14 protein-coding genes are annotated in these 13,222 nt (G+C 73.0%); 8 read left to right on the forward strand and 6 right to left on the reverse strand.

Annotated features, from left to right (window positions below; genetic code table 11):
* Positions 1-34: 34 nt before the first annotated feature.
* Entirely contained in the window at positions 35-865 is an 831-nt protein-coding gene (locus J3P41_RS04290; protein ID WP_210648970.1) for a M57 family metalloprotease, read from the reverse strand.
* 200 nt (positions 866-1,065) lie between these two features.
* Between J3P41_RS04290 and J3P41_RS04295 the strand changes: the two genes are divergently transcribed.
* Complete coding sequence (locus J3P41_RS04295; protein ID WP_210648971.1) at positions 1,066-1,569, forward strand: PH domain-containing protein; 504 nt, start codon at positions 1,066-1,068, stop codon at positions 1,567-1,569.
* Positions 1,566-3,137 carry a PH domain-containing protein gene (locus tag J3P41_RS04300; protein WP_210648972.1) on the forward strand — a complete coding sequence of 524 codons (1,572 nt, stop codon included), beginning with the start codon at positions 1,566-1,568 and terminating at the stop codon, positions 3,135-3,137. The genes J3P41_RS04295 and J3P41_RS04300 overlap by 4 nt, the downstream gene beginning before the upstream one ends.
* Before the next feature lie 68 nt (positions 3,138-3,205).
* Here J3P41_RS04300 and J3P41_RS04305 read toward each other — a convergent pair whose 3' ends face one another.
* Positions 3,206-4,018 (reverse strand): matrixin family metalloprotease, encoded by an 813-nt coding sequence (locus J3P41_RS04305; RefSeq protein WP_210648973.1) that lies wholly within the window; start codon positions 4,016-4,018, stop codon positions 3,206-3,208.
* 140 nt (positions 4,019-4,158) lie between these two features.
* Between J3P41_RS04305 and J3P41_RS04310 the strand changes: the two genes are divergently transcribed.
* The gene (locus tag J3P41_RS04310; protein WP_210648974.1) at positions 4,159-4,962 is read left to right on the forward strand and encodes an exodeoxyribonuclease III; all 804 of its coding nucleotides are present in this window, start codon (positions 4,159-4,161) and stop codon (positions 4,960-4,962) included.
* Positions 4,963-4,965: 3 nt separating this feature from the next.
* On the opposite strand, the gene J3P41_RS04315 is transcribed toward J3P41_RS04310, so the two are convergent.
* Positions 4,966-6,282, reverse strand: coding sequence for an MFS transporter (locus J3P41_RS04315; protein ID WP_307861822.1), 1,317 nt, complete (start codon positions 6,280-6,282; stop codon positions 4,966-4,968).
* 71 nt (positions 6,283-6,353) lie between these two features.
* Between J3P41_RS04315 and J3P41_RS04320 the strand changes: the two genes are divergently transcribed.
* The 3 genes from J3P41_RS04320 to J3P41_RS04330 all read left to right on the forward strand — a co-directional run bounded on the left by J3P41_RS04320 (position 6,354) and on the right by J3P41_RS04330 (position 9,033).
* Positions 6,354-7,334, forward strand: a complete 981-nt coding sequence (locus tag J3P41_RS04320; RefSeq protein ID WP_210648975.1) for a GlxA family transcriptional regulator — start codon at positions 6,354-6,356, stop codon at positions 7,332-7,334.
* Positions 7,335-7,409: 75 nt separating this feature from the next.
* Positions 7,410-8,567: a DNA recombination protein RmuC gene (locus J3P41_RS04325; protein WP_210648976.1), complete on the forward strand. Its 1,158-nt coding sequence runs from the start codon at positions 7,410-7,412 to the stop codon at positions 8,565-8,567.
* Positions 8,568-8,589: 22 nt separating this feature from the next.
* The gene (locus tag J3P41_RS04330; RefSeq protein WP_210648977.1) at positions 8,590-9,033 is read left to right on the forward strand and encodes a DUF6542 domain-containing protein; all 444 of its coding nucleotides are present in this window, start codon (positions 8,590-8,592) and stop codon (positions 9,031-9,033) included.
* Between the two features lie 9 nt (positions 9,034-9,042).
* On the opposite strand, the gene J3P41_RS04335 is transcribed toward J3P41_RS04330, so the two are convergent.
* Both J3P41_RS04335 and J3P41_RS04340 read right to left on the reverse strand, forming a co-directional pair.
* Positions 9,043-9,666 carry an L-threonylcarbamoyladenylate synthase gene (locus tag J3P41_RS04335; RefSeq protein WP_210648978.1) on the reverse strand — a complete coding sequence of 208 codons (624 nt, stop codon included), beginning with the start codon at positions 9,664-9,666 and terminating at the stop codon, positions 9,043-9,045.
* A gap of 15 nt (positions 9,667-9,681) precedes the next feature.
* Positions 9,682-10,680: a 4-hydroxy-3-methylbut-2-enyl diphosphate reductase gene (locus J3P41_RS04340; RefSeq protein ID WP_210648979.1), complete on the reverse strand. Its 999-nt coding sequence runs from the start codon at positions 10,678-10,680 to the stop codon at positions 9,682-9,684.
* 57 nt (positions 10,681-10,737) lie between these two features.
* Here J3P41_RS04340 and xseA point away from each other — a divergent pair, with 57 nt between their 5' ends.
* Both xseA and J3P41_RS04350 read left to right on the forward strand, forming a co-directional pair.
* On the forward strand, positions 10,738-11,988 hold the full coding sequence (gene xseA, locus J3P41_RS04345) for an exodeoxyribonuclease VII large subunit (RefSeq protein ID WP_210648980.1): 1,251 nt from the start codon (positions 10,738-10,740) through the stop codon (positions 11,986-11,988).
* Positions 11,981-12,181: an exodeoxyribonuclease VII small subunit gene (locus J3P41_RS04350; RefSeq protein ID WP_210648981.1), complete on the forward strand. Its 201-nt coding sequence runs from the start codon at positions 11,981-11,983 to the stop codon at positions 12,179-12,181. The genes xseA and J3P41_RS04350 overlap by 8 nt, the downstream gene beginning before the upstream one ends.
* Before the next feature lie 441 nt (positions 12,182-12,622).
* On the opposite strand, the gene J3P41_RS04355 is transcribed toward J3P41_RS04350, so the two are convergent.
* Entirely contained in the window at positions 12,623-13,162 is a 540-nt protein-coding gene (locus J3P41_RS04355) for a DUF4245 domain-containing protein (protein WP_210648982.1), read from the reverse strand.
* Positions 13,163-13,222: the final 60 nt, after the last annotated feature.

The following is a 13,222-nucleotide window of genomic DNA, read 5'->3' on the forward strand; positions in this document are numbered from 1 at the left end:
CGGACCCTCTCGTCGTCGTGCGGGGTGCGCTCGTTCAGGAGCCGTAGACCGCGCGGATCCCCGTCCGGTCGGTGTTGGTCATCGACAGGTTGCTCGACGAGCCGTTGCACTGCGGGTAGTGCATGATCGACGCCGAGTCGTACGGCGTCAGCGGGCGCCAGTTGTTGTCCTCGAAGCAGGTACCGGCCTCGGGGCGGGTGTGCTCGTGGCGGAACCCGAGGGCGTGGCCGAGCTCGTGGGCCATGATGTTGCCGGGCGTCCACGAGCCGGAGTTCATCAGCGACGAGGCGTTCACCAGCACGTTGCGCTGGCTGTCGGGCGTGCTGGGGAAGAAGGCCCGGGCGATGTACTGCGTCGTGGTGGTCGGCTCGACGGAGAACAGCACCGCGTTGTTGCTGGTGCGGCAGTTCGAGTCGGCGGAGGGGACGTAGGTGAAGTTGACGCCGGTGGAGGCGGCCTCCCACTGGGCGGCACCGTTGGCCATCGCGTTGACGATGTTGGTCTTCTGGGTGCCGAAGTTGTTGGACACGCAGTAGGTGAGGTTGCGGGCCTGCGTGGCCGACCACTTGTCGTCGCGACCGTAGACGCGGTTGATGATGAGCTCGGCCGACGGGCCGTCGCCGGCCTGGTACTCGGCCATCATCTCGTCGTAGTAGTTCTGCAGCTCCTTGGTGTTGACGATGGTCTCGTCACCGTTGACGACGTACTGGCCGTCGACGTCGCGGAACGTCGCGGCCTGGAACTCGCCGAAGCTGGGCACCCGGTCCCGGGCCGGGGCAGCGGTGGCGCCCGGGGCGAGGGAGAAGGCGATTGCTGCTGCTGCGGCGGCCGCGGTGGCGGCTCGCAGCATCGTGCGGTGCGACATGGTGGTTGTCCTTCTGCTGGTCACAGTGGTGGGGGTTTGACGCCTGCTCACCAAACCCGGTCCAGACCACCTCGCGGAAGTGGTCGCGAGCCCCATGTGTGTGCAGTGCACGAACTTGCAAGACCCCGCAGCGGCGCGCGTCGCCTCGGCCGAGAGCCGAGCGAGCGTGGCGGCAGGACGCACCTGCAAGACTCGGCACCATGAGTGACGTCGGGGGTACGCCGGTCCTGCGCGCGCCGGCCCATCAGGTCTCGCCGCGCGCCGTGCCGTTCTGGACCGTGTCGGCGCTCATCGGCGACGCGGTCCTCGTCGTCGCCGCGCTCGTCGCCTGGCTGCTGATCCCCGGCGTCCCGTCGTGGGTCGGGCTGATCGTCGCGCTCGCGGCCGCGCTGGCCGTCGCCCACGTGGTGCTGATGCCGCGCATCCGCTTCCGCGTGCACCGCTGGGAGGTCACCGACACCGCGGTGCACACGCGCGAGGGCTGGATCGGGCGGCAGAGCCGGATCGCCCCGCTGAGCCGGGTGCAGACGGTCGACTCGCGGCAGGGAGCGCTGATGCGCCTGTTCGGGCTGTCCTCGATCACCGTCACCACCGCTTCGGCCGCCGGCCCCATCACCGTCGACTGCCTCGACCAGGACACCGCTCGCGACGTCGTGGCCCGGCTGACCGCGATCACGGCCGCCACCGCGGACGACGCGACGTGATCCCCGTCCCCGGCGACGGCTGGGTCCGCCTCAGCCCGCGCAAGCTGCTGCTCGACCCGGTCAAGGCCGTCGGTCAGGCGATCGTGCCGGTCGTCGTCGCGCTCGTCGGCATCAGCCAGAGCGACATGAGGTACTGGCCGTTCATCCTGCCCGTCGCCGTGCTGGGGCCGCTGGTCCTCGGCGCCCTCCCCTGGCTCACCACGCACTACCGGCTCACCGACACGCAGGTCCAGGTCCGCCGCGGCCTGCTCAACAAGAACACCTCCACCGCACCCCTGGACCGCGTCCGCAGCGTCGACCTGGAGGCCAGCCTGCTGCACCGCGTCCTGGGCCTGCAGAAGGTCCAGATCGGCACCGGCGTCGACGACGACCGGATCACCCTCGACGCCCTGGCCGCCGCCGACGCGCATGCGCTGCGTACGACGCTCCTGCGCCGGCGCAGCCTGCAGGCGTCACCCGGTGCGGCTCCGGCTCCTCCTCCGGCTCCGGCTGACGAGGCGGTCGAGGCGGGCACCGGGGAACCGGGCGGCCCGGCGCCGGTGGCACCCGCGCCGGTCGCCCCGCTCGTGCCCGCCTCCGTCCTGCTGGCGCAGATCGACTGGTCGTGGCTACGCTTCGCGCCCTTCAGCCTGGGCCGCCTGGTCCTGCTGGCCGGCGCGGTCGGCCTGCTCTCGCAGCTCGGCGACGACCTGCCCATCTGGAACGAGCAGGCCGCGACGTCGGCGTGGGAGTGGGTCACCCAGTTCGCGGTCGTCGCGATCGTCGCCGTGCTCGTCGTGGGCGCGCTCGCCGTCTGGGTCGTGCTGGCGGTCGCCGGCTACGTCGCGCAGTGGTGGCGGTTCCGGCTCGTGCGCGAGCACGGGTCGCTGCACCTCACCGCCGGGCTGTTCACCACCCGCTCGATCACCGTCGAGGAGCCCAAGGTGCGCGGCGTGGAGATGACCGAGCCGCTGCTGCTGCGCCTCGTCGGCGGCGCCGAGCTGTCCACCCTGGCCACGGGGGTCGAGAACGGTGTCACGCAGGTGCTGCCGCCGTGCCCGCGCGCCGTGGCGGTGGGCGTGGGCGAGTCGGTGCTCGAGCATCCGGGTCCGCTGACCGAGGACCTCGTGCCGCACGGTGCGAAGGCGCGGCGCCGCGCCTGGTTCCGCCAGCTGCGCCACGCCCTCGACCTCGTGCTGGTCGCCGCGGTGGCCTGGTGGTTCCTCGACCTCTCGTGGTGGTGGCTGCTGACCCTCGCCGGCGCGCTCGTGGTGCTGGCCGCGGCGGCCGGCGAGGCGTCGTACCGCCACCTGGGCCACGCGCTCGACCACCAGCACCTGGTGGCCGGCAGCGGCACCCTGGCCCGGGTCCGTACGGTGCTGGAGACCGACGGCATCATCGGCTGGGTCGTGTCCCAGTCGTGGTGGCAGCGCCGGATCGGGCTGGCCGACCTGATTGCGACGACCGCCGCCGGCAACGAGCGCGTGCTCGTGCGCGACGTGCGCCTCGAGGTCGCCGTGGCGCTCGCGGACCGCGCCACGCCCGGGCTGCTCGCACCGTTCGTGGTGCACACCGACGCGCTGGCGTGAGACGAGCGCCCCCTCCGCTCGGGACGGAAGGGGCGCTCGCGACGGTGGGTGCGGGAGCCGCCGTGCGCTCAGGAACCGTAGAGGGCCACGGCTCCGGCGCGGTCGGTGCTGGTCATCGACAGGTTGCTCGACGAGCCGTTGCACTGCGGGTAGTGCATGATCGACGCCGAGTCGTACGGCGTCAGCGGGCGCCAGTTGTTGTCCTCGAAGCAGGTGCCGGCCTCGGGGCGGGTGTGCTCGTGGCGGAACCCGAGGACGTGCCCGAGCTCGTGGCCGAGGATGTTGGTCGGCGTCCACGAACCGGAGGTCCAGATCGAGTCGTCGACCAGGACGTTGCGCGAGCGCTTGGGCGTGCTCGGGAAGAAGGCGCGGGCGATGTACTGCGTGGTCTGCACGGGCTCGACGGAGAACACGACCGACTTGTTGCGCGTCGTGCAGCTCGCGTCCTGCGACGGCACGTGGACGAAGTCGATCGCCGAGGACGCCGCCTCCCACAGGCCCGCGCCGCCGGCCATCGCGGCCACGATGTCGCCGTGGCGCGCACCGAACTTCGTGCTGACGCAGTAGGTCAGGTCGCCGACCTGAGCACGCGACCACGCGTCGTCGACACCGCCCACGGTGTTGACGACGAGACCGTTCTCCACGGCCTCCTCCGACCCGTGCACCATCCGGTCGTAGTAGCCCTTGAGCTCGCCCGTGCTCGGGATCGGCTCGTCGCCGTTGACGATGTACTGCCGGTCGGCGTCCTGGTAGGTGGACGCGTGGAACTGCGAGAACGACGGGACCTCCGAGTCCGTGGCGGCCAGTGCCGGTGAGGCGAGGGCCGCGCCGAGGAGTGCCGTGGCGCCGAGGGCGATCGCCCCGAGTCGACTGCGCTGCATGCTGGTTCTTCTCTCGTGAAGGGGGATGGGCGCAGGCCGTCCGGGGTCGAGCGGGTGAGCACGAGTTCCCGAGACAGGTGCGTGGCGCCGAACCTCCCCCGCGCACCCGCAGTCTGTAAAGCCTTCCTTAGGGTGGAGGCGTGCGCATCGCGACCTGGAACGTCAACTCCCTCCGCTCCCGCATCGACCGCGTGGAGGCGTTCGTCCAGCGGCACGAGATCGACGTGCTGGCGCTGCAGGAGACCAAGGCGCGCGAGGACCAGCTGCCGCTGATGGGCCTGCAGGCGCTCGGCTACGACGTCGCCGTCGCGGGCCTCAACCAGTGGAACGGCGTCGCCCTCGTCTCCCGCGTCGGCCTGGCGGACGTCGAGGTCGGCTTCCCCGGCATGCCGTCGTACGGCGAGCCGGCCGCCGCGGAGTCGCGCGCCATCGGCGCCACGTGCGGCGGCGTCCGGATCTGGTCGCTCTACGTGCCCAACGGCCGCAAGCCCGACGACCCGCACTACGTCTACAAGCTCGACTGGCTCGCCCGGCTGCGCGCGAGCGCCCGCGAGTGGCTCGACGTCCCGACCGCGCTGGTCGGCGACTGGAACATCTGCCCCACCGACGACGACGTCTTCGACGTCAAGCAGTTCGCGAAGTCCACGCACGTCACCCCACCGGAGCGGGCCGCCTTCCAGGGCTTCCTCGACGACGGGTGGGCCGAGGTGACCCGCGCGCACGCGCCGGGGTTCACCTACTGGGACTACTACCGCCAGCGCTTCGAGCGCGACCGCGGGCTGAAGATCGACTTCGTCCTCGCCTCGCCCGGGCTCGCGCCCCGGGTGACGGGCGCGTCGATCGACCGCGACGAGCGCGACCCCGCCCAGGGCACCGGTTCGCCCTCGGACCACGCCCCCGTCGTCGTGGACCTCGACCTCGACCTCGACCCCGGCCTGCGCTGAGGCTCACATGACGCCGGCGGCGGGCGGTGCGACGGCCGGCCGCCGCGGCGTGCGGATGGCGTACGACATCACGGCGGCGAGCGCGCAGAGCCCGGCCGCGGCGTAGAAGGCGGGGTCGTAGCCGCCCGTGACGTCGCGCACCACGCCGGCGCCGGTGGCCGCGACCGCAGCGCCGACCTGGTGGCTGGCGAACACCCAGCCGAAGACGATCGGCCCGGTGGCCGCGCCGAAGCGGTCGCGGCACAGCGCGACGGTCGGCGGCACGGTGGCCACCCAGTCCAGGCCGTAGACGATGATGAAGACCCACATGCTCGGCTCGACGTGCGGCGCGAGGAGCGCCGGCAGCGCCATCAGGCCGACGCCGCGCAGCGCGTAATAGCCGACGAGCAGCAGGCGCGGGTCCCACTTGTCGGTCAGCCAGCCCGACGCGATGGTGCCGACGACGTCGAAGACCCCCACGACGGCGAGCAGCGAGGCAGCCGTGGTGGCCGGCATGCCGTGGTCGTGGGCGGCCGGGACGAAGTGGGTCGCGATGAGCCCGTTGGTGGTCATCCCGCAGATCGCGAACCCGCCCGCGAGCAGCCAGAACGTGCGGCTGCGCGCGGCGTCGCGCAGCACCGCCAGCGCGCGCCCGGCGCTCGAGCCCACGTGCTGGTGGGGCGGCGGGCCCGGGTCGGCGTCAGTGGCCCCCAGCGCGCGGAGCCCGAGGTCGGCCGGGTGGTCGCGCAGGAACAGCAGCACGAGCGGGACGACGGCGAGTGCCGCTGCCGCGGCCAGCAGCGCTGCCGTACGCCACCCGTGCTCGGTGGCCAGCCACGCCACCACCGGCAGGAACACGAGCTGGCCGGTGGCGGAGCCGGCGGTGAGGATGCCGCTGACGAGGCCACGGCGGGCGACGAACCACCGGCTGGTCACGGTGGCGACGAAGGCCATGGACATCGAGCCGGTGCCGATGCCGACGACCAGCCCCCAGCACAGCACCAGCTGCCACGGCTCGGTCATGAAGACGGTCAGGCCGCTGCCGGCGGCGACCATGCCGAGCGCGAACGTCACCACGCGACGCACGCCGAACCGGTCCATCAGCGCTGCCGCGAACGGAGAGATCAGCCCGAACAGCATGAGGTTGAGCGAGACCGCGGAGCCGATCAGGCCGTGCGACCAGCCGAACTCCTCGTGCAGCGGCTCGACCAGCACGCCGGGCACCGAGCGGAAGGCGGCGGCGCCCACCAACGTCGCGAACGACACGGCGGCGACCACCCAGGCCCAGTGCAGGCGCCGGTCGCGGTCGAGGTGGGGTGCGGGCGGGGTCGTCGTCGTCACGCGGACCAGTGTGGGGAAGCCATCGACTCGGAACGAGTGGCCTGATTGCCAACATGTGAAAGACTCCGGCCATGCCCACTCGCGACCCCCATCGCGTCGTCGTGCTCGCCCTCGCGCCGGTGATCGGCTACGACCTGACGATCCCGCCGCAGGTGCTCGGCGAGGCCCACGACGCCGACGGGCGCCCCCTCTACGACGTGCAGGTCGTCACCGTCGACGACGCCCCGGTGGCCACCAGCCGCGGCTACGCCATCGCTCCCTCGGCGGGCGTGGCGGCGCTGGCCACGGCGCAGACGGTCGTCGTGCCCGGCACGATGATCGCCGGCCCGCGACGCGACGGCACGCTGTCCGACGACATCCGGGCAGCCATCGCCTCCGCGCCACCCGACGCACGCTGGATGTCCATCTGCACGGGTGCCTTCGTGCTCGCGGCCGCCGGCATCCTCGACGGGCACCGCGCGACGACCCACTGGAAGTACGCCGACGACTTCCGTCGCCTCTACCCCGCGGTCGCGGTGGACGAGGACGTGCTGTTCACCGACGACGGGCGGGTGCTGACGTCCGCCGGGCTGAGTGCCGGGGTCGACCTGTGCCTGCACCTCGTCCGCACCGACCACGGCACCGCGGCCGCCAACGCCGTCGCCCGCCACATGGTGGTGCCGCCCTGGCGCGACGGCGGACAGGCGCAGTTCATCGAGCGCCACGTGCCGCGGTGCTCGGATGAGGCCACGGGTGCGGTGCGCGACTGGGCCCAGGCGCACCTCGACCAGCGGCTCGACGTCGCGACGATGGCGCGACGGGCGGCGATGAGCACGCGTACGTTCACCCGCCGCTTCCGCGAGGAGACCGGCCAGTCCCCCGGCGCCTGGGTCGCCCAGCAGCGCCTCCGGCACGCGCAGCACCTCCTCGAGGCGACCGACCTTCCGATCGATCAGGTCGCGGCCCGCGCCGGGCTGGGGACGGGCACCTCCCTGCGCCAGCACCTGCGCGCCAGCGTCGGGGTGTCCCCGTCCGCCTACCGGCGCACCTTCCGCGGCGCCGCGGACGCCTGAGCCACGCCGCGACGTCCCGGCCCAGGTCGCGCGCGCGTCCCGCCCGCTGTCGGTGGGTCGGGTCATGCTGGCGACATGGACACGCTGCCGCTCCTCCTCGCCCTCGCCCTGGCGCTGGCCGTCGGCCTCGCGCTCGGTGCGCTGATCGGCGTGCTGTGGGCCCGCAGCCGTCCCGCCGACGACGCCGCGGTCGCGGCGCTGGAGCGCCGCGTCGCCGACCAGGCCGTCGTGCAGGACGGCTTGGAGCGCCTCCAGGACCAGCTCAGCGACCTCGCCCACGACCGGGTGGCGTGGCAGGCCCAGCTCCGCGAGCAGGTCAGCGAGATGCGCCGCTCCACCGAGACCCTGCGACAGGAGACCACCACCCTCGCGACCGCGCTGCGCAAGCCGCAGGTGCGCGGCCAGTGGGGCGAGCTCCACCTGCGCCGCACGGTGGAGCTCGCCGGGCTGGTGGACCACTGCGACTTCGCCGAGCAGGTGCGCGTCGACGACGGCCGGCTGCGTCCCGACCTCGTCGTCACGCTGGCGGGCGGCCGCACGATCGCGGTCGACGCCAAGGCGCCGCTCGCCGCGTTCCTCGACCTGACCGGCTCCGACGACCCGGACGAGCACGATCGGGCGCTGACCCGCCTCGGCGAGCACGTCCGCAAGCACGTGAGCGACCTGGGCTCGCGGCGCTACTGGGAGGCGCTCGCCACGACGCCGGAGTTCGTGGTCCTGTTCCTGCCCGGCGAGGCGATCCTGCAGGCCGCGCTGCAGGCGGTTCCCGACCTGGTGGAGCAGGCGGCGGCGAAGAACGTCGTGCTGGCCACGCCGTCCACCCTCATCGCGCTGCTGCGCACGGTCGCCCAGGGCTGGCAGCACGAGGTCCTCAACGAGCAGGCCCGGGAGGTGCAGCGGCTGGGGCAGGAGCTGCACGCGCGGCTCGGCTCGATGGCCGGTCACCTCGACCGGGTCGGCCGCTCGCTCAACGCCAGCGTCGTCGCCTACAACCAGGCGATGGGCTCGCTCGAGGGCCGGGTCCTGGTCTCGGCGCGACGATTCACCGACCTGGGCGTGACCTCGGAGCCGCTGCCCGGACCGCGCCCTGTCGAGACCGCGCCCCGCTCGCTCGCCGCCCCCGAGCTGTCCGTGCTCGACGACGTCGGCGGCGCCACCGAGGCCCCGACGCTCGACGACCTCCTCGCCGAGCAGGCCCTCGACGCCCCGGCGCGCCGCGCCGAGGGTGCGTGAGGACGGACCTAGGTTGAGACTCGTGGGAGACGCCGCGTCGTGGGCGGCCGGGCACGAGCCCGGCCGCGACGTCGTGTCCCTCGGCGTCGCCCTCACGCTGACCGCCGTCAGCATCGACGTGCTCCTGGCCGGGCGACTGACGCTGTTCTTCGACCTCTGGTTCATGGCGATGTGCCTCGGGCTCGCGGCGCTGGTGCGACGCAAGGACTTCTACCTCGTCGCCCTGCTCCCGCCGGTGCTGATGACCGCGGTGTTCGCCTTCGTCTCGCTGGTCGCGCGCGACGCGCTGGCCGACCCGCGCGACAGCGCTCTGCAGGCGATCGTGTCCGGCGTCGTCACGCACGGCGTCGCCCTCTTCGTCGGCTACGCCCTGTGCCTGGGCTGGCTCGGCTGGCGGCTGCACCGCGAGAGCGAGGCCGGCATGGTCACCGAGCTCAGCCGCGAGCTGGGCCGGCGCGCCGGCTGACCGGCCGGGTCAGGACTCGAAGCGCTCGACGTCGCCGGCGCCGCGTCGTACGACGACGGGCTCGGCCTCCGACCAGTCGATCACCGACGTGGGCTCGGCGGTCACCTCGCCGGACTCGACGACGATGTCGACGACGTGGTCGAGGTCCTCCTTGATCTCCCAGCCCATGGTCCGCGCCTCGCTCTCGCCGGGCAGGATCAGCGTGCTGGTGAGGATCGGCTCGCCGAGCTCCTCGAGCATCGCGCAGACCAGCGGGTGGTCGGGGATCCGCACGCCGACCGTGCGCTTCTTGGGGTGCATCAGCCGCTTCGGCACCTCGCCGGTCGCTGGCAGGATGAACGTGTAGGGCCCGGGCGTGGCGGACTTGATCGCCCGGAACGCGGAGTTGTCGACGTGGACGAACTGCCCGAGCTGGGCGAAGTCCTTGCACATCAAGGTGAAGTGGTGTCGGTCGTCGAGCTCGCGGATGCGCAGGATCCGGTCGCGACCGTCCCGGTTGCCGAGCTGGGCCCCCAGGGCGTAGCCGGAGTCGGTCGGATAGGCGATCAGCGCGTCGTTGCGCAGCGCCTCGACGACCTGCGCCACCAGCCGCGGCTGCGGGTTGTCGGGGTGGATGTCGAGGAAGCGCGCCATCGCCGGTGTCCCCCGTCAGGCCTTCTGCGCGGCTCGCAGGTCGCGGCGCAGCTCGGGCGGCAGGGCGAAGATCAGCGACTCCTCGGCGGAGTGGACGGCGCGGGCGTCCGGGTAGCCGCGCTCGGACAGGAACGTGAGGACGCCCTCGACCAGGTCCTCGGGCACCGAGGCACCGGACGTCACCGAGACGGTCCGCACCCCCTCGAGCCAGGCCTCGTCGATCTCGGTGTGGTCGTCGACGAGGTACGACGCCTTGGCGCCGGCCTCGAGCGCCACCTCGACCAGCCGCACGGAGTTGGAGGAGTTGCGCGAGCCGACCACGATCACGAGGTCCGCCTCCGCCGAGATCTGCTTGATCGCCAGCTGGCGGTTCTGGGTGGCGTAGCAGATGTCGTCGCTCGGCGGGTCGAGCAGCAGCGGGAACCGCTCCCGGATCGCCGCGACCGTCTCGAGGGTCTCGTCGACGCTCAGCGTCGTCTGCGACAGCCAGGCCACCCGGGCCGGGTCGCGCACCACGATGCCCGCGACGTCGTCGGGGCTCTCCACCAGCTGGATGTGGTCGGGTGCCTCTCCCGCGGTGCCCTCGACCTCCTCGTGGCCGGCGTGGCCGATGAGGAGGATGTCGTAGTCGTCGCCGGCGAACCTCTTGGCCTCGTGGTGGACCTTCGTCACCAGCGGACAGGTGGCGTCGATGGTCTTGAGCCCGCGAGCCGCGGCCTGCGCGTGCACGGCCGGGGAGACGCCGTGGGCGGAGAAGACCACCGTGCGACCCTCGGGCACCTCGTCGAGCTCCTCGACGAAGATCGCGCCGCGCGCCTCGAGGTTGGCCACGACGTGCTTGTTGTGCACGATCTGCTTGCGGACGTACACCGGGGCGCCGTAGAGGTCGAGTGCCTTCTCGACGGTGATCACGGCCCGGTCCACGCCGGCGCAGTAACCCCGCGGGGCCGCCAGCAGGACGTCGCGCGCGGTCTCGGGGTCGAGGACCGGGGGCAGGCCGAGGTCGGTGCTCATGTCCCCGAGTCTACGGGCCGGACCCGCCATGTCCGATCCCTCGCCTATCCTCGCCGCGTGCCCACCCTCCGCGACGCCACGGTCGACTCCCCGGCCCCGGTGCGGGCGGTGGCCAACGCCGTGGCGCAGTGGATCGACAAGCTCGGCGGCGTGTGGGTCGAGGGGCAGATCGCGCAGGTCAACCGCCGCCCCGGGGTCAACACCGTCTTCATGACGCTGCGTGACACCGTCGCCGACATCTCGGTCACCCTCACCTGTGCGCGGTCGCTGTTCGACTCGCTCAATCCGCCGCTCGTCGAGGGCGCCAGCGTCGTCGTGCACGCCCGCCCGAGCTTCTACGCCAACCGGGGATCGTTCTCCCTCGCCGCCCGCGAGATCCGCATGGTCGGCCTCGGCGAGCTGCTCGCCCGCCTCGAGCGCCGCCGCCAGCTGCTCGCCGCTGAGGGGCTGTTCGCACCCGAGCTCAAGCGCGACCTGCCGTTCCTGCCCGGCCGCGTGGGCCTTGTCACGGCGCCCAACAGCGCCGCCGAGCGCGACGTCCTCGACAACGCCCGGCGCCGCTGGCCCGCGGTGCAGTTCGAGGTGGCGTACGCCGCCATGCAGGGGCAGCGCTCGGCCGCCGAGGTGATGGAGGCGCTCGACCGGCTCGAGCGCAACCCCCGGGTCGACGTCGTCGTCGTGGCCCGCGGCGGCGGCTCGATCGAGGACCTGCTGCCGTTCTCCGACGAGGCGCTGGTCCGCGCCGTGCACGCGATGCGGACGCCGGTGGTGTCCGCGATCGGCCACGAGCCCGACCAGCCGCTCCTCGACCTCGTCGCCGACGTGCGCGCCTCCACGCCCACCGACGCCGCCAAGCTGGTCGTGCCGGACATCGCCGAGGAGTCCGCCGGCGTGACCTGGGCGCGCGACCGGTTGCGTCAGGTGATGATCCAGCGGATCGGGCGCGAGCAGGAGTGGCTGGCGCAGCTGCGCTCGCGTCCGGCGATGGCCGACCCTCGCAACCTGCTCGCCGCGCGCTCCGACGAGGTCGGCGAGCTGCTCGCGCGCGCCCGTCGTACGCTCGCCCACCGGCTCGACCGCGCCGCCGACGACATCGGCCACCAACGGGCCCGCGCCCAGGCGCTGTCGCCGCTGGCCACCCTCGAGCGGGGCTACGCCGTGCTCCAGGACGCCGACGGCCACGTGATCACGTCGGTGCGGCAGGCACCGGCCGGCGCTGCCGTGTCGGTGCGGGTCGCCGACGGGCGGATCCACGCCACCACCGACCGCATCGAGACAGACCCTGTGATGGAGGACCCCGATGACTGACGCCCCCAGCTACGAAGAGGCGCGCGAGGAGCTCGTCGAGGTGGTCCGCACGCTCGAGGCCGGCGGCACCACCCTCGAGGAGTCGCTGGCGCTGTGGGAGCGCGGCGAGGCGCTCGCCAAGGTGTGCCAGGAGTGGCTCGACGGCGCCCGCAAGCGGCTCGACGAGGCGACCGGAGCCGACCGCGACGGGTGATGTCCCGGCGAGCGTCCCGGCCGCGCGAGCGTCCCGGCCGCGGGCTCAGCGGTGGCGGAGCCACATTCCGAGCGGCGGGGGTGTGGCTCACGCACCGCCCGCCACCCCGCGCCTAGGTCCGCCCGGGGTAGCGGTGGCCCAGCCACATCCCGAGCTTGAGGAATGTGGCTCACGCACCGCCCGCCACCGTTGCGCGCGCGTACGCCCGGGGCAGCGGTGGCCCAGCCACATCCCGAGCTTCAGGAATGTGGCTCACGTACCGCCCGCCACCCCGCGCCTAGGTACGCCCGGGGCAGCGGTGACCCAGCCACATCCCGAGCTTCAGGAATGTGGCTCACGCACCGCCCGCCACCGTTGCGCGCCCGTACGCCCGGGGCAGCGGTGCCCCAGCCACATCCGAGGTCCCGACAATGTGGCTCACGCACCGCCCGCGGGTACGTCCTAGCCGGTCGTCAGCAGCCCCAGGTAGCTCTCGATCTCCTCGACCGGCGCCGAGCCGTAGACCAGGAGCGCGTCGTCGCCGAGCTCGGTGGAGTAGCCGTGGTCGCCGCCGTCGTCGGACCAGGTCTGCCACGTGTCGGTGACCTCTGACGTCACGGTCGCCTCGTCGCCGCCCTCGGCCTCCTCGTCGACGTAGAGCTCGACGAGCTCGGCGACCGACGCGTCCTGCTGGCGGATCCCGATGAAGTCGCCGTCGTCGGTGAGGACGCCGAGCCCCCACCGCGGGTCGGCACCGGCGCGCAGCTCCACGCTGGTGGCCTGCCACCCCGCCGGCAGCTCGCGCGGGTGCACGATCGGCAGGTCGGCCTCCTGGGCCAGCCGTACGCTCTCCTGCCAGTCCACGGCGACCGGCGTCGCGTCGGTCTCGCCGCGGAACAACCCGCGCCAGATCACGAAGGCCAGCACGAACAGGACCGTGACGATCAGGGCGCCCGTCATGCCGCTGAAGGAGCGGGTGTACCGGCTCGGCTGCTCACTCACCCCGCCATCCTCCCAGCCGCCGCCGGGGAGTCCCAGGACGGGCCGTGTGCCGTCGGCGGC

The sequence above is a fragment of the Nocardioides sp. SYSU D00065 genome (assembly GCF_017916425.1).
Classification (GTDB): domain Bacteria; phylum Actinomycetota; class Actinomycetes; order Propionibacteriales; family Nocardioidaceae; genus Nocardioides.

Bases quoted from the DNA above. Each gene is read 5' to 3' on its own strand.
- J3P41_RS04335 (WP_210648978.1), bottom strand. From the start codon at position 9,666: ATGGCGCGCTTCCTCGACATCCACCCCGACAACCCGCAGCCGCGGCTG.
- J3P41_RS04295 (WP_210648971.1), top strand. From the start codon at position 1,066: ATGAGTGACGTCGGGGGTACGCCGGTCCTGCGCGCGCCGGCCCATCAG.
- J3P41_RS04350 (WP_210648981.1), top strand. From the start codon at position 11,981: ATGACTGACGCCCCCAGCTACGAAGAGGCGCGCGAGGAGCTCGTCGAG.
- J3P41_RS04340 (WP_210648979.1), bottom strand. From the start codon at position 10,680: ATGAGCACCGACCTCGGCCTGCCCCCGGTCCTCGACCCCGAGACCGCG.
- J3P41_RS04305 (WP_210648973.1), bottom strand. From the start codon at position 4,018: ATGCAGCGCAGTCGACTCGGGGCGATCGCCCTCGGCGCCACGGCACTC.
- J3P41_RS04290 (WP_210648970.1), bottom strand. From the start codon at position 865: ATGTCGCACCGCACGATGCTGCGAGCCGCCACCGCGGCCGCCGCAGCA.
- J3P41_RS04320 (WP_210648975.1), top strand. From the start codon at position 6,354: ATGCCCACTCGCGACCCCCATCGCGTCGTCGTGCTCGCCCTCGCGCCG.
- J3P41_RS04325 (WP_210648976.1), top strand. From the start codon at position 7,410: ATGGACACGCTGCCGCTCCTCCTCGCCCTCGCCCTGGCGCTGGCCGTC.